The sequence below is a fragment of the Plantibacter cousiniae (nom. nud.) genome, assembly GCF_977070315.1.
Map to the genome: position 1 here is coordinate 109,279 of NZ_CDRVEU010000015.1, position 22,520 is coordinate 131,798.

At 59.4% G+C, this 22,520-nt stretch carries 20 protein-coding genes; 7 read left to right on the forward strand and 13 right to left on the reverse strand.

Annotation, left to right across the window (positions count from 1 at the left end; genetic code table 11):
* Window positions 1-7: 7 nt before the first annotated feature.
* Entirely contained in the window at window positions 8-577 is a 570-nt protein-coding gene (gene plsY / locus ACW55A_RS24650; RefSeq protein WP_024663250.1) for a glycerol-3-phosphate 1-O-acyltransferase PlsY, read from the reverse strand.
* Between the two features lie 74 nt (window positions 578-651).
* Between plsY and folB the strand changes: the two genes are divergently transcribed.
* The gene (gene folB, locus ACW55A_RS24655; RefSeq protein ID WP_003316242.1) at window positions 652-1,005 is read left to right on the forward strand and encodes a dihydroneopterin aldolase; all 354 of its coding nucleotides are present in this window, start codon (window positions 652-654) and stop codon (window positions 1,003-1,005) included.
* Window positions 996-1,520 (forward strand): 2-amino-4-hydroxy-6-hydroxymethyldihydropteridine diphosphokinase, encoded by a 525-nt coding sequence (folK, locus tag ACW55A_RS24660; RefSeq protein ID WP_003351503.1) that lies wholly within the window; start codon window positions 996-998, stop codon window positions 1,518-1,520. The genes folB and folK overlap by 10 nt, the downstream gene beginning before the upstream one ends.
* A gap of 119 nt (window positions 1,521-1,639) precedes the next feature.
* Here the strand turns inward: folK and ACW55A_RS24665 are convergent, their stop codons facing one another.
* The 11 genes from ACW55A_RS24665 to ACW55A_RS24715 form a co-directional block, all read right to left on the reverse strand.
* Window positions 1,640-2,869, reverse strand: coding sequence for a multifunctional CCA addition/repair protein (locus ACW55A_RS24665; RefSeq protein WP_003433258.1), 1,230 nt, complete (start codon window positions 2,867-2,869; stop codon window positions 1,640-1,642).
* A 97-nt stretch (window positions 2,870-2,966) separates the two neighbouring features.
* Window positions 2,967-4,529 carry a SpoVR family protein gene (locus ACW55A_RS24670; protein ID WP_003433256.1) on the reverse strand — a complete coding sequence of 521 codons (1,563 nt, stop codon included), beginning with the start codon at window positions 4,527-4,529 and terminating at the stop codon, window positions 2,967-2,969.
* Entirely contained in the window at window positions 4,526-5,797 is a 1,272-nt protein-coding gene (locus ACW55A_RS24675) for a YeaH/YhbH family protein (protein ID WP_498811718.1), read from the reverse strand. Before ACW55A_RS24675 ends, ACW55A_RS24670 begins: the two co-directional genes overlap by 4 nt.
* Before the next feature lie 121 nt (window positions 5,798-5,918).
* Window positions 5,919-7,841: a PrkA family serine protein kinase gene (locus ACW55A_RS24680; RefSeq protein ID WP_003372786.1), complete on the reverse strand. Its 1,923-nt coding sequence runs from the start codon at window positions 7,839-7,841 to the stop codon at window positions 5,919-5,921.
* Between the two features lie 287 nt (window positions 7,842-8,128).
* A complete protein-coding gene (gene glpE / locus ACW55A_RS24685; RefSeq protein ID WP_003372784.1) occupies window positions 8,129-8,449 on the reverse strand; it encodes a thiosulfate sulfurtransferase GlpE in 321 nt (106 codons plus the stop codon).
* A gap of 23 nt (window positions 8,450-8,472) precedes the next feature.
* Window positions 8,473-9,348, reverse strand: a complete 876-nt coding sequence (locus ACW55A_RS24690) for a symmetrical bis(5'-nucleosyl)-tetraphosphatase (RefSeq protein ID WP_096105317.1) — start codon at window positions 9,346-9,348, stop codon at window positions 8,473-8,475.
* The gene (gene apaG / locus ACW55A_RS24695; RefSeq protein WP_003316251.1) at window positions 9,348-9,728 is read right to left on the reverse strand and encodes a Co2+/Mg2+ efflux facilitator ApaG/CorD; all 381 of its coding nucleotides are present in this window, start codon (window positions 9,726-9,728) and stop codon (window positions 9,348-9,350) included. The genes ACW55A_RS24690 and apaG overlap by 1 nt, the downstream gene beginning before the upstream one ends.
* A gap of 115 nt (window positions 9,729-9,843) precedes the next feature.
* On the reverse strand, window positions 9,844-10,650 hold the full coding sequence (gene rsmA / locus ACW55A_RS24700) for a 16S rRNA (adenine(1518)-N(6)/adenine(1519)-N(6))-dimethyltransferase RsmA (RefSeq protein WP_003433248.1): 807 nt from the start codon (window positions 10,648-10,650) through the stop codon (window positions 9,844-9,846).
* Window positions 10,647-11,636 (reverse strand): 4-hydroxythreonine-4-phosphate dehydrogenase PdxA, encoded by a 990-nt coding sequence (pdxA, locus tag ACW55A_RS24705; RefSeq protein WP_003433247.1) that lies wholly within the window; start codon window positions 11,634-11,636, stop codon window positions 10,647-10,649. The genes rsmA and pdxA overlap by 4 nt, the downstream gene beginning before the upstream one ends.
* A complete protein-coding gene (locus tag ACW55A_RS24710) occupies window positions 11,633-12,955 on the reverse strand; it encodes a peptidylprolyl isomerase (protein ID WP_003433245.1) in 1,323 nt (440 codons plus the stop codon). The genes pdxA and ACW55A_RS24710 overlap by 4 nt, the downstream gene beginning before the upstream one ends.
* Complete coding sequence (locus tag ACW55A_RS24715; protein ID WP_060708352.1) at window positions 12,936-15,716, reverse strand: LPS-assembly protein LptD; 2,781 nt, start codon at window positions 15,714-15,716, stop codon at window positions 12,936-12,938. The genes ACW55A_RS24710 and ACW55A_RS24715 overlap by 20 nt, the downstream gene beginning before the upstream one ends.
* Window positions 15,717-15,845: 129 nt before the next feature.
* On the opposite strand from ACW55A_RS24715, the gene ACW55A_RS24720 reads away from it, so the two are divergent.
* From ACW55A_RS24720 to ACW55A_RS24730, 3 genes are all read left to right on the forward strand, one after another.
* Window positions 15,846-16,868, forward strand: coding sequence for an aminoglycoside phosphotransferase family protein (locus ACW55A_RS24720; RefSeq protein WP_044309473.1), 1,023 nt, complete (start codon window positions 15,846-15,848; stop codon window positions 16,866-16,868).
* 99 nt (window positions 16,869-16,967) lie between these two features.
* The gene (gene murU / locus ACW55A_RS24725; RefSeq protein ID WP_003433236.1) at window positions 16,968-17,639 is read left to right on the forward strand and encodes an N-acetylmuramate alpha-1-phosphate uridylyltransferase MurU; all 672 of its coding nucleotides are present in this window, start codon (window positions 16,968-16,970) and stop codon (window positions 17,637-17,639) included.
* Window positions 17,640-18,407, forward strand: coding sequence for a TerB family tellurite resistance protein (locus ACW55A_RS24730; protein WP_455808907.1), 768 nt, complete (start codon window positions 17,640-17,642; stop codon window positions 18,405-18,407). It begins immediately after the preceding gene.
* Between the two features lie 8 nt (window positions 18,408-18,415).
* Here ACW55A_RS24730 and ACW55A_RS24735 read toward each other — a convergent pair whose 3' ends face one another.
* Window positions 18,416-19,414 carry an alpha/beta hydrolase family protein gene (locus tag ACW55A_RS24735; protein WP_054081688.1) on the reverse strand — a complete coding sequence of 333 codons (999 nt, stop codon included), beginning with the start codon at window positions 19,412-19,414 and terminating at the stop codon, window positions 18,416-18,418.
* Window positions 19,415-19,528: 114 nt separating this feature from the next.
* Between ACW55A_RS24735 and ACW55A_RS24740 the strand changes: the two genes are divergently transcribed.
* A complete protein-coding gene (locus ACW55A_RS24740; protein ID WP_498811719.1) occupies window positions 19,529-21,541 on the forward strand; it encodes a sensor histidine kinase in 2,013 nt (670 codons plus the stop codon).
* Entirely contained in the window at window positions 21,538-22,167 is a 630-nt protein-coding gene (locus tag ACW55A_RS24745; RefSeq protein WP_003341145.1) for a response regulator, read from the forward strand. The genes ACW55A_RS24740 and ACW55A_RS24745 overlap by 4 nt, the downstream gene beginning before the upstream one ends.
* Window positions 22,168-22,520: the final 353 nt, after the last annotated feature.

The window sequence follows — 22,520 nt, forward strand, 5'->3', positions numbered from 1 at the left end:
TTGCGCCTCAGAAATGTCGTTCGCGCCCGGCGAGCAGGTCGCGTAGATTGCCGCGATGGCGCCAGACGATGAGCAGGGTCAACACGCTCATCGGCAGCAACGCATGAGGCTCCTGCCACGCCAGCAACGGCAGGGTCAGGGGTGTGGCGATCAGGGCTGCGAGCGAGCTGGTGCGGGTCAGGTACAGCGTCAGCAGCCAGGCGACTATCGCCAGGGCGGCGGCAGGCGGATACAGGCCCAGCAGCACACCGGCGGCGGTCGCTACGCCTTTGCCGCCGCGAAAGCGGAAGTACAACGGGAACAGATGGCCCAGCACCGCACACACGCCGATCCAGCCCTGCTGTGCGGTGTCCATGTTCCAGGCGCTGGCGATCAGGATCGGCACCAGGCCTTTGCAGAGGTCGCCGAACAGGGTCAGGATGGCGAGTTTTTTTCCGGCCAGACGCAGCATGTTGGTCGCGCCAGCATTGCCGGAGCCACTGGCGCGCGGGTCCGGCCTGCCGCTCAGGCGGCTGAGCAGAATGGCGAAGGACAGCGAGCCAAGCAGGTAGGCGAAGGTGGCCAGTAACCAAAACATGCGAACCATTCCGGGCGAGGATGCCCTGATTCTAACGGCGCATCGCGCCCTTGTCGTGCAGTGGAGAGTAGTGCTTGGACAGAGTTTTCATCGAGGGCCTTGAGGTCGATACGGTCATTGGCGCCTATGACTGGGAGCGCGGCATTCGTCAGTGCCTGCGTCTTGACCTCAGCTTCGCTTGGGACAATCGCCCCGCAGCCGCTGGGGATGATCTGAGCAAGGCTCTCGACTACGCCAGTGTCTCGACCCGTATTCAGGCGTTCGCCGAGCAGGCACAGTTCCAGCTGGTGGAGACCTTCGCCGAGCGACTGGCTGAAGTGCTGATGGGTGAATTCAATATTCCCTGGCTGCGCCTGAAACTGACCAAGCCCGGTGCTGTAGCGGCCGCTGCCGGTGTGGGCGTGGAGATCGAGCGCGGATGTCGCTGACGCGGATTTTCCTCGGCCTGGGGAGCAACATCGAGCGCGAGCGCCACTTGGTAGCGGGACTTGATGCGCTGGATGGCTTCCTGACCGACCTGAGCTGTTCGCCGGTTTTTGAAAGCCATGCCGTGGGTATCAAGAGCGGGCCGTTCTTCAACCTCGTGGTGTCGGCGCTGACCGATCTGCCCTTGATGGAGCTGGATCGGCGCCTGAAATTCATCGAGGCGGACAATGGCCGCTATGCCCCGGATCGCAAAGGGTTGCCGCTGGATATCGATGTGCTGCTGTACGGCGAGCAGGTCGGTAATTTCGACGGGTTGATTCTGCCGAGGGCGGAAATCTTAAAGAATGCCTTCGTGCTGCGCCCATTGGCGTTGATCGCCCCTGAACGTCTGCATCCTGGTGTAGGGATTGCGTTCAGCAAACTTTGGGCTGATGCGCAGATTGATCAGCAGCTTTGGCCGGTGGCGTTCGAGTGGCGCGGGCTGGCACTGACGCCTGAGGATTTGCTGCGTAGCTGAGCGTGTCCGCGCCTTCCCGCTCTAACGCTTCTCGTGCCAAGGCTGAAGATCGGACGCAGAGCGTCCAGGGCTGCGCTACCACGCGGAGCGTGGGGGCGATAACCGTGCACAAGAGCCTGTCAGGCGATGTGCTCAGCCTTGTAGGTTTTCAGCGCCTTCAAACGCTCGTTTTTCAGCGCATCACCCAGTTCCTTGCCCTTCAGACCCTGTTCCAGCAACGGCTGTACTGATACCGCGCGTGCGGCCTCGGCTGCGCCGCGCAGGTAACCGGCCTGTGGATAACTGCGTTGTTCAAAGCCGTGACGTCCTCGCGCGTCCATCTCGCACGCCGCAATGAACTCTTCAAAACGCTGCGGGCGGCGGTAGACGTCGAAGCTTTGCAGCAGCTCCAGCAGGGTCGAGGGTTTCAGCTCCAGCGCTCGGTGGCCGTGCGTGTGGTACTGGCCGACCAGCAGCGCCAGTTCCTGGCAGTCCCTGGGTACACGAAAACGCTCGTTCACCACTTTTATCAGGCGCAGGCCGGTGTGCTCATGGGCGATGTGCCTTGGCCATTCGGCTTCCGGCGTCAGCCCTTTGCCGAGGTCGTGCAGCAGGCAGGCCCAGCGCACCGTTAGCGGGTGTTTGTGGCGTGCGGACTGTTCGAGGACGCTGAGCACGTGTACACCGGTGTCTATTTCCGGGTGATGCGCCGCCGGCTGCGGTACGCCAAACAACGCTTCGACCTCCGGCATCAGCTCCTTGAGCGCGCCGCAATCGTGCAGCACCTGAATGAACACCTGAGGCTGTTCCTCCATGAGTGCGCGAGAGATCTCTTTCCAGCTTCGCTCGGCAGTCAGCGCCTTGAGTTCGCCCGATTCACTGAGCTGTCGCATCAGCCCAAGGGTCTCGGGGGCAATGGTAAAACCGTAACCGGCGTAACGTGCGGCGAATCTTGCCACGCGCAAGACCCTGAGCGGATCTTCAGCGAATGCGGGGGAAACGTGACGCAATATCCGCGCTTCCAGGTCCTTCTGACCGTTGTAGGGATCGGTTAAATTACCGTCCTTGTCTTCCGCCATGGCGTTGATCGTCAGGTCACGCCGAATCAAATCCTGCTCAAGCGTCACCTCGGGGCTGGCGTGGAAAACAAAGCCTCCGTAGCCCACGCCGCTCTTGCGCTCGGTGCGCGCCAGCGCGTATTCCTCATTGGTCAGCGGATGCAGAAACACCGGGAAATCTGTACCGACCGGACGATAGCCCTTGATCAGCATGTCCTCGGTGCTTGCGCCGACCACGACCCAGTCGATGTCCGTGACAGGTTGACCCAGAAGACGGTCGCGTACAGCACCGCCCACTTTATAAATCTGCATAAAAAACCTCCGTAAGCGCGACAGGATAAACCTTGTGCCGTGCTTGCGGAGGCTAAAGCTGAATGAATAGGCGTTTTAAGCGCTATTGCCCTGGCGCTTAAAGGTGGACGACCGCCATATCAAGCCGGGGATATTCACTGTCGGCATGCTCGCCTTTTGGGGGGACGTGATGGGTCTTGACCACTTGATCGCCCTGCAAGGTTTCCAGGTGGATGTCAAAGCCCCACAGCCGGTGCAGGTGTTTGAGCACCTCGTCTGTCGATTCACCGAGCGGTTTGCGATTGTGCTGCTGGTGGCGCAGGGTCAGCGAACGGTCGCCTCGGCGGTCGATGCTGTAGATCTGCACATTGGGCTCCCGATTGCCCAGGTTGTACTGCGCAGCAAGTATTTCGCGGATGGTCCGATAGCCGTTTTCATCATGAATGGCGGGCACCAGCAAGTCATCCTGCTGGTCGTCGTCCATGATGCTGAACAGTTTCAGGTCGCGAATCACCTTGGGCGACAGGTACTGGAGAATGAAGCTCTCGTCCTTGAAGCTGGTCATCGCAAACTTGATCGCCGTCAGCCAGTCGGTGCCGGCGATTTCCGGAAACCACTGCCGGTCTTCATCGGTAGGGTTTTCGCACATCCGGCGGATGTCCTGATACATGGCAAAGCCCAGCGCGTAGGGATTGATGCCGCTGTAGTAGGGGCTGTCAAAACCGGGCTGAAAAATCACGCTGGTGTGCGACTGCAGGAACTCCATCATGAAGCCGTCAGTGACCAGCCCTTCGTCGTACAGGTCATTCATCAGCGTGTAATGCCAGAACGTCGCCCAGCCTTCGTTCATCACCTGGGTCTGGCGCTGTGGATAAAAGTACTGCGCGATCTTGCGCACGATGCGCACCACTTCACGCTGCCAGGGCTCCAGCAGCGGGGCGTGTTTCTCGATGAAATAGAGAATGTTTTCCTGCGGCTCGGCCGGGAAGCGTGCATTGTCTTCCTTGCTACTTTTGTCGGCATTTTTCGGGATCGTGCGCCAAAGATCATTGATCTGCCGCTGAAGGTGCTCCTCACGGTCCTTCTGCCGACGGCGCTCTTCTTCGGCGGAAATCGGGTACGGGCGCTTGTAGCGGTCCACACCGTAGTTCATCAGCGCATGGCAGGAGTCGAGCAAGTCCTCCACGGCATCGATGCCATGGCGTTCCTCGCACTGCATGATGTACTGCTTGGCGAACACCAGGTAGTCGATGATCGAGCTGGCGTCGGTCCAGGTCCGAAACAGGTAGTTGCCCTTGAAGAAACTGTTGTGGCCATAGCACGCATGGGCCACGACCAGCGCCTGCATGCAGATGGTGTTTTCTTCCATCAGGTAGGCAATACATGGGTCCGAGTTGATGACGATCTCGTAAGCCAGACCCATCTGGCCGCGAGAATAGGACTTTTCCGTGCTGAGGAAGTGTTTGCCGTAGGACCAATGGTGATAGCCCAGCGGCATGCCCACCGAAGCATAGGCGTCCATCATCTGCTCGGCCGTGATCACTTCGATCTGGTTGGGGTAGGTATCCAGCGCATACCGCTCGGCAATCCTGCCGATTTCGCGGTCGTAGGCGCGGATCAGTTCGAATGTCCACTCTGACCCCGTGGAAAGGGGTTGGCGCTTCTGCTCTCTGGCGGTCATGACACTAACCTTCGCTGAAAGAGTTCGCGGAATACCGGATAGATATCACCGGCAGAGACCAGCTGTTGCTGGGCAAACGTGTCGGCAAAATCTTCACCGATGCGTTCGTATTCATACCACAAGGCCTGGTGCTCGCGCGGCGTGATTTCCACGTACGTGTAGTACTGCACGAAAGGCATGATCTGTTTGGTGAGAATTTCCCGGCAGATGGGCGAATCGTCGTTCCAGTTGTCGCCATCCGACGCCTGTGCCGCGTAGATATTCCAGTCACTGCTCGGGTAGCGTGCGGCCATGATTTCCTGCATCAGTTTCAAGGCGCTGGAAACGATGGTGCCGCCGGTTTCCCGGGAATAGAAAAATTCTTCCTCGTCCACTTCGCGTGCGCTGGTGTGGTGACGAATGAAGACCACGTCGATCTTGTCGTAGTTACGTTTGAGGAACAGGTACAGCAGAATGAAAAAGCGCTTGGCGATGTCCTTGGTCGCTTGGGTCATGGAGCCGGAGACGTCCATCAGGCAAAACATGACCGCTTTGGAGCTGGGGTTGGGTTGCTTGACCAGCAGGTTGTACTTGAGGTCGAAGGTGTCGAGGTAGGGCACACGACGAATGCGTGCTTTCAGTCGGTCGATCTCTACTTCCAGTTCCTGAATATCACCGAAGTTATCCGGCTCTTCACGCTTCATGCGCTCAAGCTCGGTAGTGGCCTCCCTGAGTTTCGCGCGACTGCTGCCGCACAGCGCGATGCGCCGTGCATGCGCCGAGCGCAGGGTACGGATGATGTTGATCCGCGACGGATTGCCTTCGTTACTGATCCCGGCACGCACGGTCTTGAAGGTGTCGGTGCCGGTCAGGTTGCGCTTGACCAGGTTCGGCAGCTCAAGGTCTTCGAACATGAACTCGAGAAACTCTTCCTGAGTGATCTGAAACGAAAACTCATCCATCCCTTCGCCGGAATTGCCCGCCTTGCCGGGGCCCTTGCCGCCACCGCCGCCTTGAGGGCGGGCGATGTGCTCACCTGTGGTGAACTCCTTGTTGCCAGGATGAACAACGGTCTGTTTGCCGCCGCGACCGTGGTGCAGGACCGGTTCGTCGATGTCACGCCCGGGAATGCTGATCTGCTCGCCGTGTTCCATATCAGTGATGGAGCGACGGCTGACTGCTTCCTCCACTGCTTTCTTGATGTGGTCACGGTAACGCCGCAGAAACCGCTGCCGGTTTACCGTACTCTTGTTCTTGCCGTTGAGACGTCGGTCGATCACATAGCTCATAGGCTCCTCCGGGGAGCTTCAAGTTGTAAGCATCAAGCTGCAGGCGAGCATGCGATCGATCCCGAGCCCGGGTCTCGATCGCTTTTCGCCTGCAGCTGATAGCTTGAAGCTTGCAGCTGCTTTACTGCGATTTCCGCACGCGCAGATACCATTCGGAAAGCAGACGTACCTGCTTGTCCGTGTAGCCCCTCTCGACCATTCGTGTCACGAAGTCGTTGTGCTTCTGCTGATCCTCTTTGCTGGCCTTGGCATTGAAGCTGATGACGGGCAGGAGATCCTCGGTGTTGGAGAACATTTTCTTCTCGATCACCACCCGCAGCTTCTCGTAGCTGAGCCAGGTCGGATTCTTGCCATTGTTGTTGGCGCGGGCACGCAGCACGAAGTTGACGATTTCGTTGCGGAAATCTTTCGGGTTGCTGATACCAGCCGGTTTCTCGATCTTTTCCAGCTCCTCGTTCAAGGCCACGCGGTTGAGGATCTCGCCGGTTTCCGGATCGCGGTATTCCTGATCCTGAATCCAGAAGTCCGCATACAACACGTAGCGGTCGAAAATGTTCTGACCGTACTCGCTGTAGGATTCCAGATACGCCGTCTGGATTTCCTTGCCGATGAACTCGATATAGCGCGGTGCCAGGTATTCCTTGATAAAGCGCAGATAGCGTTCGCGCGTTTCGGCAGGGAATTGCTCCTGTTCGATCTGCTGTTCCAGTACGTAAAGCAGATGCACCGGGTTGGCCGCGATTTCGTGCGGATCGAAGTTGAAGACCTTGGACAGAATCTTGAACGCGAAGCGGGTCGACAGGCCATTCATGCCTTCGTCGACGCCCGCGCTGTCGCGGTATTCCTGAATCGACTTGGCTTTCGGGTCGGTGTCTTTCAGGTTCTCGCCGTCATACACGCGCATCTTGGAGTAGATGTTGGAGTTGTCCGGCTCCTTGAGGCGCGACAGTGTGGTGAACTGCGCGAGCATTTTCAGAGTGTCCGGCGCGCAATGCGCCTTGGACAGCGAACTGTTGAACAGCAGCTTGTCGTAAATCTTGATCTCGTCGCTGACACGCAGGCAGTACGGCACCTTCACGATGTAGATACGGTCGATGAAGGCTTCGTTGTTCTTGTTGTTGCGGAAGCTGTGCCATTCCGATTCGTTGGAGTGCGCCAGCAGGATACCGTTGAACGGGATCGCGCCCAGCCCTTCAGTACTGTTGTAGTTGCCTTCCTGGGTTGCGGTGAGCAGCGGGTGAAGGACCTTGATCGGCGCCTTGAACATCTCGACGAATTCCATCAGGCCCTGGTTGGCCCGGCACAGCGCGCCCGAGTAGCTATAGGCATCGGCGTCGTTCTGCGGGAATTCTTCCAGCTTGCGGATATCCACCTTGCCGACCAGCGCAGAGATGTCCTGGTTGTTTTCATCGCCGGGTTCGGTTTTCGCCACGGCAATCTGGTTGAGAATAGAAGGGTAGAGCTTCACGACCTTGAACTGGCTGATATCACCGCCGAATTCGGCCAGGCGTTTGGTTGCCCAGGGCGACATGATGGTGCTCAGGTAGCGTCGTGGAATCCCGAAGTCTTCTTCGAGAATCGCGCCGTCCTCGGTGGCGTTGAACAAGCCCAAGGGCGATTCGAAGACGGGCGAGCCCTTGATGGCGTAGAACGGTACTTTTTCGATCAGTTGCTTGAGTTTTTCCGCCAGGGACGATTTACCGCCGCCCACCGGGCCGAGCAGATACAGGATTTGCTTCTTCTCTTCCAGGCCTTGGGCGGCATGGCGGAAATACGAAACGATCTGGTCGATGCATTCTTCCATTCCGTGGAAGTCGGCAAAGGCCGGATAGCGGCGTATGACCTTGTTGGAGAAAATGCGCGACAGCCTGGAGTTGGTGGAGGTATCCACCAGTTCAGGTTCGCCTATAGCCAGCAGAAGGCGTTCTGCGGCAGAGGCATAGGCGCTGCGATCCTGTTTGCAGAGCTCCAGATACTCCTGTAGCGAGAGCTCTTCTTGCCTCGTGCTTTCGAAGCGTTGTTGGAAGTGGCTGAATATACTCATGACGTCACCTCGCTCGATACGTGGAGCCGGCGGCGGATCGTCAGTCGATGCTGGCAACAACCGTAGCACTACGGCTGCTGTTTCCCCCCAGAACACCTTAAAAGTAACTACCGATGACCCACGCGCCGGTGTACCGGCTCTCCCCTGAATACGGATGGCCTAGGCTAAGGATAGTTCGGATTCGGAAAGATAAAGAAGGGATGCGCGAGAAGAGGGGGTGACCGTTCGTCAGATGGCTCGCGAGCCCGCGTAGAACGCGGGATCAGCTGTCATAAAAATATTTTCTATCAGCCTTGCACGGTTTCTTGCGGGTAAGTGGCGCGCCACAGCTCGAAACCACCGTCAACGCTGTACACATCGGAGAAACCCTGGCCGACCAGATAAGCTGCAGCGCTCTGGCTGGAGTTGCCGTGGTAACAGACGACCACCAACGGCTTGTCCAGGTCGGCCTCGCGGATGAAGTCGGCGATCGAGTGGTTGTCCAGATGCACGGAATCGGGAATGTGATTGCTCTGAAAAGCCTGTGGATCCCGAACATCGACCAGCACGGCGCCTTGCTCGCGCAGAGCCTGGGCCTGTTCAGGTGGGATACGTTTGAATTCAGTCATTGCCTGGGCTCCTGAGCCTGAGGTTACGAAAGGGGAGTAGCGCCGGGTTGCACGCGGGTAACAAGCCCGTCGGCGGCATTGCCGATAGCATCGCAATTGCACTGATGACGTTCAAGCGTATCGACATTAAGCAGCGTCATCGAGCCGCCCCAGACACATCCGCTGTCGAGGGCAAAGACGTCCGGTTCGTCGCAGCGACCTTCCAGTGCAGCCCAGTGGCCGAAAATGATTTTCACGTCTCGGGTCTTGCGGCTCTGATGGCTGAACCAGGGCGCGTAGCCAGGTATCGCGGTGCCGACCCCTTCCTTGCTCTTCAGGTCGAGCTTGCCGTCGCTGGTGCAGAAGCGCATGCGGGTGAAGTAGTTGGTGATGACCCGCAGACGCGTCACGCCTTGCAGGTCGTTGTCCCACTTGGCTGGTTCATTGCCGTACATGCCGTCGAGAAAGGCGCCGTACAACTGATCGTCCTGCAGCGCGTGCTCGACTTCGGCGGCGTGCTTCAAGGCTTTTTTCAGTGTCCACTGCGGCGCGATACCGGCATGCACCATAGCGACATTGCGTTCTGCATCGTAATGCATGAGCTTTTGCCGGCGTACCCAGCCGAGCAGGTCGTCGCGGTCAGGCGCTTCAAGGATTTCAAGCAGCGTGTCGCCTTTCTTCAGCAGCTCTTTTTTACGGGCCACTGCCAGCAGGTGCAGGTCATGATTGCCGAGCACGCACACCAGCGATTCGCGGATGCTGTACAGATAGCGAAGCGTTTCCAGCGATTGCGGGCCACGATTGACGAGGTCGCCGACCAGCCAGAGGCGATCCTGCTCCGGGTTGAAGTGGACGTGCTCGAGCAGGCATTGCAGAGGTTCGAGGCAGCCTTGCAGGTCACCCACGGCGTACACTGCCATCAGTGCAGCGAGCCCGGAACGGCCAGACGGAAAGGCTCGATAACGGCATCGAAGCGTTTGCCGTCTTCGGCAAGCATCTGGTAGGTGCCCTGCATATTGCCGACTTTGGTGGTCATGACCGTACCACTGCTGTAGGTATGGCTTTGGCCGACCTTGATCAGTGGCTGCTGGCCAACCACGCCTTCGCCCCGTACTTCCTCGACATTGCCATCACCGTCGGTAATGACCCAGTGCCGCGACAGCAGCCGGGCAGGTAACTCGCCGTTGTTGTGCACGGTGATGGTGTAGGCGAAAGCGAAGCGGTTCTGCTCGGGTTGTGACTGTTCCGAGAGGAAGCGTGTGACGACGCTGACGTCGACCTTGTAACGAGAATCGGGCATGCAATAGGCCTTGAAATCCATAGCTGCGAAAAAGGGCGTGTGCGGCAGGTAGATCAGTCTAGGACAAGTAAGCGGAAAATGAAGACCGAGCCTGCCGTTTACTTGTCCCCAGGGTTCACTCGGTCACAACTTTTTCGCTGAGAGTGTCTGCCAGACGAACGAATGCAGCCAGATCGAGCTGCTCGGGACGCAAGCTGCCGTCTACTCCGGAAGCGGTAATCTCGTCGCTGGTCAACAGCAGCTTGAGCGTGTTGCGCAGGGTCTTGCGACGCTGGTTGAACGCTTCACGCACGATGCGCTCCAGCACACGGTGATCCTTGGCAGGGTGCGGCAGTGTTTCATAAGGGACGAGGCGCACAATGGCCGAGTCCACTTTCGGCGGCGGGTTGAACGCACCCGGTCCGACGTTGAACAGGTGTTCCACGCGGCAATGGTACTGAACCATGATCGACAGGCGGCCCCAGTCGCCACCGCCGGGTCCGGCAGCCATGCGCTCGACCACTTCCTTTTGCAGCATGAAGTGCATGTCGCGGATCAGGCTGGCGTTCTGCAAGAGGTGAAAAATCAGCGGTGTCGAGATGTTGTACGGCAGGTTGCCCACCACCCGCAGGCTGCGCGGTTCGGCGCCGAGGGTGTTGAAATCGAACTTCAGCGCGTCGCCCTGATGCAGGTTGAAGTTCGGCTTGTTGGCGAACTGACCGTTCAGGATCGGGATCAGGTCCTTGTCCAGCTCGACCACGTCCAGCTGAGCGCCGCTGTCGAGCAGGCCCTCGGTCAGTGCACCCTGGCCCGGCCCGATTTCCAGCAGCCGGTCTTCAGGTTTGGCACGGATGGCGCGCAGGATCTTGTCGATAACGCCTGCATCGTGCAGGAAGTTCTGCCCGAAGCGCTTGCGCGCCCGGTGTTGGTATTGCTCGGTCATGAATGGGTCTCGGCCATCTGGTAGGCGGTTTGCAGTGCGACGTGCAGGCTGCCGGTGTCGATGTTTGCGGTGCCAGCCAGGTCCAGCGCCGTGCCATGATCGACAGAGGTGCGGATGATTGGCAGGCCGAGCGTCACATTGACCGCTGCGCCGAAACCTTTGTACTTCAGCACGGGCAGACCCTGATCGTGGTACATCGCCAGCACTGCGTCGCAGTGCTCCAGATATTTGGGGGTAAACAGAGTGTCTGCAGGCAGCGGGCCGCGCAAGTCCAGGCCTTCGCTGCGCAGGCGCTCCAGAGCAGGTTCGATGATGTCGATTTCCTCACGACCCAGATGCCCGCTTTCGCCGGCATGAGGATTGAGGCCGCAGACCAGAATGCGTGGGTGGGCAATGCCGAACTTGTTGACCAGATCGGCGTGCAGGATGCGTGTCACGCGCTCCAGACGATCCGCTGTGATGGCGTCGGCCACATCGCGCAACGGCAGGTGAGTGGTCACCAGTGCTACGCGCAGGTCGCCGGTCGCCAGCATCATCACCACCTGTTCGGTGTGAGTCAGTTCAGCGAGAAATTCGGTGTGTCCGGAAAACGCGATACCGCCGTCGTTGATCACGCCTTTGTGCACCGGGGCGGTGATCATGCCGCTGAACAGCCCATCCAGGCAGCCCTGGCCCGCGCGAGTCAGGGTTTCCAGGACGAATGCAGCATTGGCCTTGTTCAGCACGCCGGTTTCCACCGGAGCGGCCAGTGGCGTATCCCAGACATACAGACTGCCGGCAGGTGCAGGCAGGTCGGGAAGCGCGTCGGGCGTGACTGAGATCAGACTGACCGCCACACCCAGCTGTGCGGCCCGCTCAAGGAGCAGGTCACGGCTGGTGATGGCAATCAGGGGGTATGGCTGGGGCTGCGTGGCGAGCAGCAGGCAAAGGTCGGGACCTATGCCTGCCGGCTCGCCGGGTGTCAGTGCGAAACGCTTGGGTTTCACTGTGCAGCCTGGGTCGCGCCAGGGAGTTTGATTTCAACGTAGGCTTCGTCGCGAATCTGACGCAGCCAGGTTTGCAGCTCTTCGTCGTACTTGCGGTTACGCAATACGTTCAGCGCCTGCTGTTCACGAGCCTGATCGGTAGCGTCCGTTGAGCGACGACCGAGTACTTCGAGAACATGCCAGCCATACTGGGTCTGGAACGGTTTGGACAATTCGCCTTGGGGCGTTTCGCTCATGACCTGACGGAATTCCGGAACCAGAGAGTTGGGATCAACCCAGTTCAGATCGCCGCCATTGAGCGCAGAACCCGGATCTTCCGAAAAGCTTTTCGCCAGCTCGGCGAAATCTTCGCCGTTCTGGATGCGGTCGTAGATCTTCTGGGCAAGACGCTTGGTCTCTGCCTCGTTACGAATTTCGCTTGGCTTGATCAGGATATGACGCACATGCACTTCATCACGCATTTGCGCCTGACCCTGGCCGCCACGCTTTTCCAGCAGCTTGAGAATGATGAAACCGCCCGGCGTACGTGCAGGAGGTGTCACGTCACCGACAGGCATCGAGCTGAGCATGTCACCGAACGGCGGTGGCAGTTGTGCAGCCTTGCGCCAGCCCATGTCGCCGCCTTCCAGTGCGTTTTCGCTGGACGAGGAGGTGGCTGCGAGCCGGGTGAAGTCAGCACCTTTCTTCAGCTGGTCGTAGATACCCTTGGCCTTGGCCGCTGCAGCCTGGATGGCGTCCGAAGAAGCGCTGTCAGGCGTAGCGATCAGAATGTTGGCCAGGTGAAACTCTTCAGACAACTGAGCCTTGCCCAGATCGGAGGCGAGGAAGTTCTTCACTTCCTGCTGGGACACCTGGATACGTTCGGCCACCCGGCGCTGACGCACGCGGCTGATGATCATTTCCCGGCGCACCTGTTCGCGCGCATCGTTATAGGACAGACCGTCATGCGCCAGCGCGGCGCGGAATTGATCCACGCTCATGTTGTTGCGCTGGGCAATAGTGCCAATGGCCTGATTCAACTCGTCGTCGGAGACGCGAATGCCAGAGCGTTCGCCCATCTGCAACTGCAGGTTTTCCAGGATCAGACGATCCAGAACCTGTGGTTGCAGGGCTTCTGCAGGCGGTACACCAGAGCCACGCTTGGCAATGGTCTGCTGAACTTCACGTACACGCTGGTCCATCTGGCTTTTCATGATCACGTCGTTGTCGACGATAGCCACGACACTGTCCAGAGGTTGAACCGCAGCATGCACTGCACCGCTCAGGAGTAACGCGCCCAGCATCAGCGGGCGCAGACAATCAGAAAGCTTGGTCTTCACGTTCACGATAACCTTGAATGCCTTTGTCGAGGAAGCTGTCTACCTTGGCGCCAGTGACACCGCCGAGCCCCTTCAACACGATTTGTAGGAATATGCCGCGGTCGCCTTTCTCGTTCTGAGGTGCTGCCTGGCTGAACTCGTCGTAGTCGATCCAGTAGCGATTGACCAAACGCATTTTCCAGCAGCAGTTGTCGTACTCGAACCCGCCGAAAGCTTCGATGGTGCGTTCACGGTTGTAGTCATACTGCCAGCGGCTGATCAGGCTCCACTGCGGCACGATCGGCCAGATGACCGAGAAATCGTGCTGCTGAATCTTGTAGTAGTCCTTCACATAGTTTGGCGAACCCGGGGTGCCGTAGTCGCCACCACCCACGACCCAACGGCCGGTGCTTTCGTCGTAACGAATCTGGTCGTTGCGATAGCGGTAGCCAAGGTTGACGACCTTGTTCGGGTTGTCTTCAGGCTGGTAGTGGAACATTGCGCTGCCCGAACGGGTGCTTCGGCTGTCCGGATCCCAGTTGAAATCGGAGTTGAAGCGCCAGTCGCGGTTGAAGCGGTATTCGTATTCCAGTGCATAAGGCGAAACGTTGGAGCGCGCATCATCACGATCCGCGAACACCACGCCTGGCAACTGCACCTTGCGGTCTTCGAAATACAGCGCCTGACCGATGCTGAAGCGTTGACGTTCGAAGCCGTTTTCCTCGATCCAGCGGTTGGTGACGCCCAGCGACAGTTTGTTCTCGTCGCCGATGCGGTCGGAACCGGTGAAGCGGTTGTCACGGAACAGCGAAGCGAAGTTGAAGGTGCTTTCGCTGGTGTCGAATACCGGGATGTCGGTCTGGTCTTTCTCTGGAACATAGAGATAGAACAGGCGCGGCTCCAGGGTCTGGCGATAATCCTTGCCGAACCAGTTGGTATTGCGGTCGAAGTACAGACCGCTGTCGACGCTGAAGATCGGCACGCTGCGGCTTTGGCTGCTGCTGTACTCTTCGCCGGCCAAGAGCGTGTTTTTGCCCTGGCTGTCGAGATCCAGATCGTATTGCGTGTAGACATACTTCAGCTTCGGCGTCAGGAAGCCATAGGTCCAGTTCATCGGCAGGCTGACCGACGGTGCCAGGTTCAGACGATCGCCGTTGGCGCGAGCCAGGCCGGAGATGTTGTTGTCCAGGCGTGTCTCGGAGTTGCCGTCTTCATCGATGAACGCGCCGCTGCGCAGGTCACGTTCGAAGCGCACCGCTTCAGTCTGATAATCGAACTTCAGGCCGCCGGGGTTGTAGGGCAACGTACCGTTCAGTGTCAGCTGAGGCAGGCGGTTGTACGGCGTAACGTTGGCAACCGTCGCCAGCTTGTAGGCCTGAGCATTGAGCACTGCCGAGAAGCTGTCGCCACGGTAGGTCAGGGAGCCTTGCTGGTTGAGGAAGTCAGTCCTTTTAACGCCGATCTGATCGGTTTCCAGATCCTGGAAGTAGTACGGATCGCTGATGTCGGTGTAATCGACCTGGGTCAGCCAGCGCGTATCAAGCCCGCCCTTGTGCTGCCAGTTGATCATCCAGCGGGTCTTGTCGTAGTCCGACTGCAGTTTGCGGTCGTCGTTTTCGTCGTTCAGGTACGCGCCGCCAAACTGACCTTCGCTGCCTTTGGTCAGGTAGCGGAACTCGCCTTCCATCAGCAAGCCACGATCAGCCATGTAACGCGGGTACAACGTGGCGTCGTAGTTCGGCGCCAGGTTGAAGTAGTACGGGGTGACCAGCGTGAAGCCGTTGTCGCCGCCTGCTGCAATGGACGGCGGCAGGAAACCGGACTGACGACGGTCGTCGATCGGGAAGTAGATATACGGCGTGTACAGAACCGGTATGTCCTTGACCCGCAGGGTAACGTTGGTCGCTGTACCGAAGCCGGTGGCCGGGTTCAGCGTGATGTTGTTGCCCTTGAGCGTCCAGGCGTTGCTGTTCGGCTCGCACGTCGTGTAGGTACCGTCCTTGAGCCGGATGATCGCGTTCTCTGCACGCTTGGCGTACAGGGCGTTACCGCGAATATTCGACTTGTGCAGGACGTACTCGGCGTTGTCGACACGGGCTTCGCCGGTATCGAGTTGCAGTTCGGCCTTGTCACCGACGATCAGTGCACCATTGTCGCGCAGACGGACATCGCCGTTCAGCTCGCCACGGTTCTCGGCCTGATGCAGTGCAGCCTCCTGGGCCTGCACCTGCATGCTGCCCTGGCGCATCACGACATCACCCGCCAGCGTGGCGACCTGCGCTTCCTGTTCGTAACGCGAAGCCTTGGCTCCGACGAACATCGGCGCGTCTTTCATCGGCGTCTTGTCGTCCATGCCAGGACGGATCGGCTCGACGTAGGCACCCGAGCAATACGGGCCGGTCTCGGCCAGTTGCGCTGCGGTAAGCTTTTCGCGAGGAACCCAATCGAGGTGGCTGTAGTCAGCACTACGCGACTTCAGACCTTTGCCCTTGGCTTCAGTGACCAGTTGCGTACCCGCAGACTGTTCACCCGAAGAGGTGCCTTGTGAGGTGACCGTGCCGTTGGAACTGACCGACGTCGTGTCATGCACGGGGCGCGGAGGCAGATCCACTGCAGCAGCATTGGATTTCGGCGCACAGTTCCAGGCACCCGAAGCAGAGACTGAGCAGTCATACTGTTCCGCGGCGACCACGAACTGAGTGGCCAGAGGTTGCATCGCCAGCAGACTGCCGGTTACGAGCAACGGAAATTTTTTACGAAACGCGGGGGATTTCAATGCCATCTTATTAGTCCGGGCTTCCTGCGCGCCATCTGCCCGCGGGGGGGCCGCACGCCTCTCGATGGGCTGAAAAAGATTCCGGATAATAAAGCATGACCCGCTTGACGGCTAGCGCCGTCGGAGACCCTTGTAATGTCAGATCAAGATATACGCCTGCAATCCCTGAAAGTTTGGCTCGATGAGCAGTTGCCAGCGCTGTTTTCGGCGCACGGTTGGGGCGCTGTGCCCCCGGCTACATTGACTGCGGCCAGTAGTGACGCAAGTTTTCGCCGTTATTTTCGCTGGGAGGGTGCGGGCCGAACTTTTATTGTCATGGACGCCCCTCCACCGCAGGAAAACTGCAAACCGTTCGTGGATATCGCTCATTTATTGGAAAAGTCGGGCATTAATGTTCCAAAAATTTATGCCGAAGACCTGACACAAGGCTTTTTGCTGCTCAACGATCTGGGCCGCCAGACTTATCTGGATGTCATTGACGCCGATAATGCCGATGCCTTGTTCGCTGATGCTATCCAGGCGTTGCTGGCCTACCAGCAACTGCCTATGGACGCGCCGTTGCCCAGCTATGACGTGGCGTTGCTGCGCCGTGAGCTGGAGCTGTTTCCCGAGTGGTACGTAAAGCGGCACCTGGGTATCGAGATGGATGAGGCGCAACTGAGCGACTGGCAGCAGGTCAGCGAGCTGTTGATCAACAGCGCCCTGGCACAGCCCAAAGTACTGGTGCATCGCGACTATATGCCGCGAAACCTGATGATCAGCGAGCCCAACCCGGGCGTGCTGGATTTCCAGGATGCGGTCTATGGCCCGGTCACCTATGACGTGACATGCCTGTTCAAGGACGCATTCCTGAGCTGGCCGCAGGAGCGTGTCAGTGACTGGCTGCGCACCTACTGGGATCAGGCGCGAGCCGTCGGCATTCCGGTACAGGAAGATTTTGCCGCATTCGAGCGCGCCAGTGATCTGATGGGCGTACAGCGACATTTGAAGGTGATCGGCATTTTTGCCCGCATTTGCCACCGCGATGGGAAACCGCGCTACCTGGAAGACGTTCCGCGCTTTTTCGCTTATATAGAAGCGGTTTTGTCGCGTCGCCCAGAGCTGGCGCAACTCGGGCAGTTGCTCACCAGTCTGCAACCGGTAGACGCGGCTGTCTGAAAAGACAGAGACGGCCAGCGTGAGAGGGCCGGTTTAGACATGGCCGCCTTGAAAGATGGCCATTTTGGAAAAGATCTTGATTGTGTCGAAGAGGACTGCATGAAAGCGATGATTCTCGCCGCCGGTAAAGGCGAGCGAATGCGCCCGTTGACCCTGCACACACCCAAACCGTTGGTACGTGTCGGTGATGTGCCGTTGATCGAATACCACCTGAGCGCCTTGCGCGATGCAGGGTTTCACCAACTGGTCATCAACCATGCGTGGCTGGGCCAGCAGATCGAGGATTACCTGGGTGACGGTCAGCGTTTCGACCTGAGCATCCGTTATTCGCCTGAAGGCATGCCGCTGGAAACGGGCGGTGGCATTCAGCGTGCATTGCCGCTGCTTGGCCTTGAGCCGTTCGTGGTGATCAACGGGGATATCTGGACCGATTACGACTTCGGCGCATTGCGCGTGCCGCTTGCGGGCCTTGCGCATCTGGTATTGGTCGATAACCCTGCGCACCATCCGACGGGTGATTTCTCACTGGTTGACGGTCAGGTGCGCGACGACGATTCGGCAGGTCAGCGGTTGACGTACAGCGGCATCGCCATCCTCCATCCACAGCTGTTTGCCAACTCTGAGCCCGGCGCGTTCAAGCTCGCGCCGCTGTTGCGCGAGGCGATGCATAAGGGACTGGTCACGGGCGAGCACTACCGAGGGCGCTGGGTCGATGTCGGTACCCACGAGCGCCTGGCTGAAGCCGAGCAGATGCTTGCGGAGACTCGCTGAATGCTTTGGCCCGGCACACTGATCGGCGCTGGAGTCGGTTACGCAATTGCCAGTATTCCAGGCGCAATGCTCGGTGCTCTATTGGGGCAGGCGCTGGACCGGCGCCTGAAGCTGCAAAGCTGGGCGCATCTGCGTGAGCGTCTGGGGGGGCGTGCAACGATTCCCCAGGACGACCTGCTGTTCGTGTTACTGGGCCGTCTGGCCAAAAGTGACGGAAGGGTTCTGGCCAGCCATATCCACCAGGCACGTATCGAGATGCGCCGTTTGAATCTGAACGAGACGGATCAGTTGTGCGCCATCAACGCTTTCAAGCGCGGCCGCGACGGCTCCGATGGCCTGCGCAGTTATCTGCGTGGTCTGCAACGGCAGCCGGACATTGCCGAAGACATGTTGCGCGCCTGTTGGCGGATGGCCTGGGCGGACGGCAAGGCTTCTCGGGTCGAGCGCGAGCTGATCGGGGTATGGGGCATGTGGCTTGGCTGGACAGGGCCGCAGGTCGAGGCGCTGGCGGCTGACCACGACCCTATGAAGCGTTCACCGATCAGCAGCGGCGACGACTACAAAAGTGCGATGACGCTGCTGGGGATAAGGTCGGACACGGATCCTCTGAGCATCAAGCGTGCCTACCGGCGTCTGCTCAGCCGGCATCACCCTGACAAGATTGCCGGCTCGGGCGCCAATCCGCAGCAAGTGCGGGTGGCGACCGAGAAGACCAGCGAGTTGCACAATGCCTATCGGGTGGTGAAAGCCCGACGCGGGTTCAACTGAACCTGCGCTTATTTTTCCTCTTTGGCGTCTATCCAGCCACGGACACGGCGAAATAGCTGTTCTTGTTCGGTATCTCCGCTGCCGGCGATGTTGATCAGACCAATCTGGGTAAAACCCGGCCCCTTGGTGCGTTTACTGGCCTGCAGGCGGGCTTTTGCAGCCTCGTCAGGCGAGTTTTTGTAGATTAAGTCGACGGCTTTTACTTTCAACTGAGGCACCATATCCAGCAGCGAAGGCTTGGCATTCAGGGGTTCACGCGCCGCCAGCATCACCAGCTTCTGCACCACAGGCGATGTCCGCTCGTTGAGGAACCTGGCCGCCCAGTACGCGCCGCTGCTGTGGCCGATCAACACGATACTGCGTGCCTTGTTCTGCTGCGCAAAGCTGATCGCGGCTTCGATCCGCGCAAAGATGCGCTCGGCCTGGGCCTTGTTAATCTCTTCGTCGGCTGCAGCCTTGGCTGTTTCAGCAGCCGCCAGAGCCTCGGCTTCTGCCGCCGGGTCCTTCGCTGTCGCGCTGGCGTCCTTGGGTGTTTCCTTCGGCGTTTCAGTGGCTTTGCTGGCGTTTGCATCTGCCGGAGTTGCATCGGGCTCGCGTGCCCCCGGCGTGTTGTCGAGCGGATCCGGCATGGTGATACTCAGGCTCGACCAGCCGACATCCGGAAACTTGCGACGCAGCGGGCCGACAGCGTCGGGCCAGTCCGGTGATTCAGCGTCGCCAGGCACAATGATGACCGCGCCTTCAGGGGTGTCGGTGTTGGCGGGTTTCCAGAGCGCGAGAAAGCTTTCGTCTCCGGCCTGAAGTTGCTGCTGGTCTTCGCGAGGCAATTGGCGTTCCAGTGCTATTGCGTCTTCCTGCGAGCGGCTGAGCAGCGGGGCTCTTTCGACCGGCGCATCCGCGGCAGCGTCTTTGGCAGGGGCCGGGTCGGCTGCGACGGCAGGCAAGGCGCAAGGCAGTATCAATGACAGAAACAATGCAGGAAACGTTGCGCGAAAGGTGTAGGACATCGGATATTCCAAGCCAGAAACTATCCCGGCAGCCTAATGGGTTGATCGGCTTTTGTCAGGCCTGAGCCTGCGCGGCACATGACCGCGATACGCACACACGAGAGCGACATACTGATGATTCGTCTTCTGCGCACCGGTTTTATCGGCTGCCTGGCTTTGCTCTTGATGGCTCAGATGGTCGATACGCAGGCTGACGAACCTGAAACACCTGCCGTTGCGCAGTTGAGTTCGGCGCAGCGTAATTGGCTCGACCAGCATGGTCCGTTGCGCGTAGGGCTGGTACTGCGGGCGCCTTACGCGCAGTTCGATCAACGTTTGCAGCAGTTGTCCGGCGCCAATGTCGATTTGATGAATGCGCTGGCGGCGACGCTGCCGGTCGAGTTGCTGTGGCGAAACTTTCCTGACCAGAGCGCGCTGGAGAACGCGCTGGCCAAGGGTGAAATCGACGTTGCGCCCGGCTTGATGCAAACCCCGGCAGGCCTGCGTCTGTGGTTGTTTTCCGACCCGTATTTGCGTGTTTCGCAGTTGTTGATCGGCGAACGTGATGGCAGCACTGCCGTGGACCTGGAGAAACTCGACAGCCTTTCCCGCGTTGCGGTGCGCATGCCCGGCACCACGGCGGACTACCTGCGCAGCAATTTCCCGCACCTCAATCTGCAAGGAGTGCCGTTGGAGCGCCAGGCGCTGCAATTGTTGCTCAGTCAGCAAGCACGTTATGCCGTGGTGGACGAGGCGCAACTCAGCCGTTTGCTGCGCGAGCCGGAGTTCGCAGGGCTGGCGGTGGTGGGGGATATCGGGCTGCCCCAATTGTTACGTGTGGCTTCACGTCGCGACATGCCGGAACTGGCGGCCATCGTCAGCGCAGCATTGCGGGCGATCCCTGCCAAGGAGCTGGAGCAACTGCATTCTCGCTGGATGCCGCTGACCCCCGCACATTTCATCGAGTCGACCAAGCTCTGGAAGAACCTGTGCATTCTGCTGCTGGTGATGTTGCTGGCGTGTTTCGCCATCGTGGTCTGGCAGCGACGCCAGCAGCAGGCGCTGGAGCAGGAACTGCTGGCTGCACGCGAAGAACTCGCCCTTCGTGTCGAGGGCGAGGAAGCCTTGCATCTGGCGCAATTCTCCATTGATCAAAGCACTGTCGGCATCCTGTGGGTCAACTGGGACAGCCGTGTGCGTTACGCCAACCGGGCGGCGGAGTCCATGCTGGGCTATGCGCCGGGGCAGGTGGTAGAGCGCCCGCTGATCGATTTCGAGCCCGGTCTGCATATGGATCGCTGGCTCAACCTGTGGAAGAACGCGCGCTCCAGCGAAGACAGCCCGCAAGTCTTCGAGACCCATTGCCTGCGCGCCGATGGCAGCCTGCTGCCCACCGATATCTCGTTGAGCTTCCTGCGCTTTCGTGACGCCGAATACTTGGTGGTATTCCTCACTGACGTCAGCGAACGACGCCGCGCGCATGACCAGTTACGTGACTTGTCGGCGCATCTGGAAAGCGTGCGTGAAGAGGAGAAGGCGCATATTGCCCGCGAGGTTCATGACGAACTGGGTCAGATGCTGACGGTATTGAAGCTCGAGACGTCGATGTGCGAGCTGGCCTATGCCGACCTCGACCCTGGCCTGAGCGAGCGACTGGACAGCATGAAGCGTCTGATCGCTCAGTTGTTTCAACTGGTGCGCGATGTGGCCACGGCCTTGCGGCCGCCGATTCTCGATGCCGGCATCGCATCAGCCATTGAATGGCAGGCGCGCCGTTTCGAGGCGCGCACGCAGATCCCTTGTCTGGTGCAGGTGCCGGACAATCTCCCGGCGCTCAGCGATGCCCGGGCTACAGGCATGTTCCGGATCCTTCAGGAGGCCCTGACCAATGTGATGCGCCATGCCCGGGCACACACGGTAGAGATCAGTCTGACGCTGCAGGACGGCATGATGTGCATGAGCGTCGCCGATGACGGGCAGGGGTTTGCCATCGAGTCAGGCAGGGCGGTTTCGTTCGGTCTGGTCGGGATGCGCGAGCGGGTGCTGATGCTCGGTGGCCGACTGGAGCTGGACAGCGAGGTGGGGGAGGGCACAACCTTGCGCGCCTATATCCCGCTGGACACCCTCGCACAGGAGCGAAGACAGTGATTCGTGTTTTGGTAGCCGAAGACCACACCATCGTGCGCGAAGGAATCAAGCAATTGATTGGCTTGGCCAGAGATCTGCAAGTGGTGGGCGAGGCGAGCAATGGCGAACAGTTGCTCGAAACCCTGCGTCATGTGGCCTGCGAAGTGGTGCTGCTGGATATCTCCATGCCCGGCGTCAACGGGCTTGAGGCGATACCGAGGATTCTCGCATTGACCAACCCGCCGGCCATTCTGGTGCTGTCGATGCACAATGAGGCGCAGATGGCTGCGCGTGCATTGAAGGTCGGCGCGGCAGGTTATGCCACCAAGGACAGCGATCCGGCGCTGCTGCTGACGGCCATTCGCCGGGTGGCAGCCGGCGGGCGTTATATTGATCCGGATCTGGCCGACCGCATGGTCTTCGAAGTCGGCCTCACCGACAGCCGGCCTCTGCACTCGCTGCTGTCGGAGCGCGAGTTTTCGGTATTCGAGCGCCTCGCCCAGGGCGCCAACGTCAATGACATCGCTCAGCAACTGGCCTTGAGCAGCAAGACCATCAGCACCCACAAGGCGCGGCTGATGCAAAAAATGAAACTCAACTCGCTGGCCGATCTGGTCAAGTACGCAATGGAGCACAAGCTGCTCTGAGTCTGAAAACGACACCTGACACTCCGCGCCCCTTTGCGACGCAGAGCGTCGAGACCTGCATTCCCACGCGGAGCCTGCGGAACGATAGGCGTCCTTGAGAACGCTGTTGTTCTCGTGCTCTGCGTGGGCATACCGTGCGGAACGATAGGCGTCCTTGAGAACGCTATCGTGCCCATGCTCCGCGTGGGTATGCCGTTCGGGACGCTCTGCGTCCTCTTGCGATGCCGCGCGTCGAGAAGGGTAGGAACCGACATGTCCAATCGCGCCATCTCTGTAGGGCAATCCCTACCCCTGGCCTTCCAGCCAGCCTAGGCGATTCTCTCCCGGCCCCCGATTTGCGGGGGCTTCGGGCT

What these genes read in the sequence shown, in the direction of transcription:
- ACW55A_RS24690 (WP_096105317.1), bottom strand. Translation starts at nt 9,348, where the DNA reads ATGGCAGTGTACGCCGTGGGTGACCTGCAAGGCTGCCTCGAACCTCTG.
- ACW55A_RS24715 (WP_060708352.1), bottom strand. Translation starts at nt 15,716, where the DNA reads ATGGCATTGAAATCCCCCGCGTTTCGTAAAAAATTTCCGTTGCTCGTA.
- rsmA (WP_003433248.1), bottom strand. Translation starts at nt 10,650, where the DNA reads ATGACCGAGCAATACCAACACCGGGCGCGCAAGCGCTTCGGGCAGAAC.
- ACW55A_RS24670 (WP_003433256.1), bottom strand. Translation starts at nt 4,529, where the DNA reads ATGACCGCCAGAGAGCAGAAGCGCCAACCCCTTTCCACGGGGTCAGAG.
- folK (WP_003351503.1), top strand. Translation starts at nt 996, where the DNA reads ATGTCGCTGACGCGGATTTTCCTCGGCCTGGGGAGCAACATCGAGCGC.
- ACW55A_RS24675 (WP_498811718.1), bottom strand. Translation starts at nt 5,797, where the DNA reads ATGAGCTATGTGATCGACCGACGTCTCAACGGCAAGAACAAGAGTACG.
- ACW55A_RS24720 (WP_044309473.1), top strand. Translation starts at nt 15,846, where the DNA reads ATGTCAGATCAAGATATACGCCTGCAATCCCTGAAAGTTTGGCTCGAT.
- ACW55A_RS24680 (WP_003372786.1), bottom strand. Translation starts at nt 7,841, where the DNA reads ATGAGTATATTCAGCCACTTCCAACAACGCTTCGAAAGCACGAGGCAA.
- ACW55A_RS24730 (WP_455808907.1), top strand. Translation starts at nt 17,640, where the DNA reads ATGCTTTGGCCCGGCACACTGATCGGCGCTGGAGTCGGTTACGCAATT.
- ACW55A_RS24735 (WP_054081688.1), bottom strand. Translation starts at nt 19,414, where the DNA reads ATGTCCTACACCTTTCGCGCAACGTTTCCTGCATTGTTTCTGTCATTG.
- apaG (WP_003316251.1), bottom strand. Translation starts at nt 9,728, where the DNA reads ATGCCCGATTCTCGTTACAAGGTCGACGTCAGCGTCGTCACACGCTTC.
- ACW55A_RS24665 (WP_003433258.1), bottom strand. Translation starts at nt 2,869, where the DNA reads ATGCAGATTTATAAAGTGGGCGGTGCTGTACGCGACCGTCTTCTGGGT.
- plsY (WP_024663250.1), bottom strand. Translation starts at nt 577, where the DNA reads ATGTTTTGGTTACTGGCCACCTTCGCCTACCTGCTTGGCTCGCTGTCC.
- glpE (WP_003372784.1), bottom strand. Translation starts at nt 8,449, where the DNA reads ATGACTGAATTCAAACGTATCCCACCTGAACAGGCCCAGGCTCTGCGC.
- ACW55A_RS24740 (WP_498811719.1), top strand. Translation starts at nt 19,529, where the DNA reads ATGATTCGTCTTCTGCGCACCGGTTTTATCGGCTGCCTGGCTTTGCTC.
- murU (WP_003433236.1), top strand. Translation starts at nt 16,968, where the DNA reads ATGAAAGCGATGATTCTCGCCGCCGGTAAAGGCGAGCGAATGCGCCCG.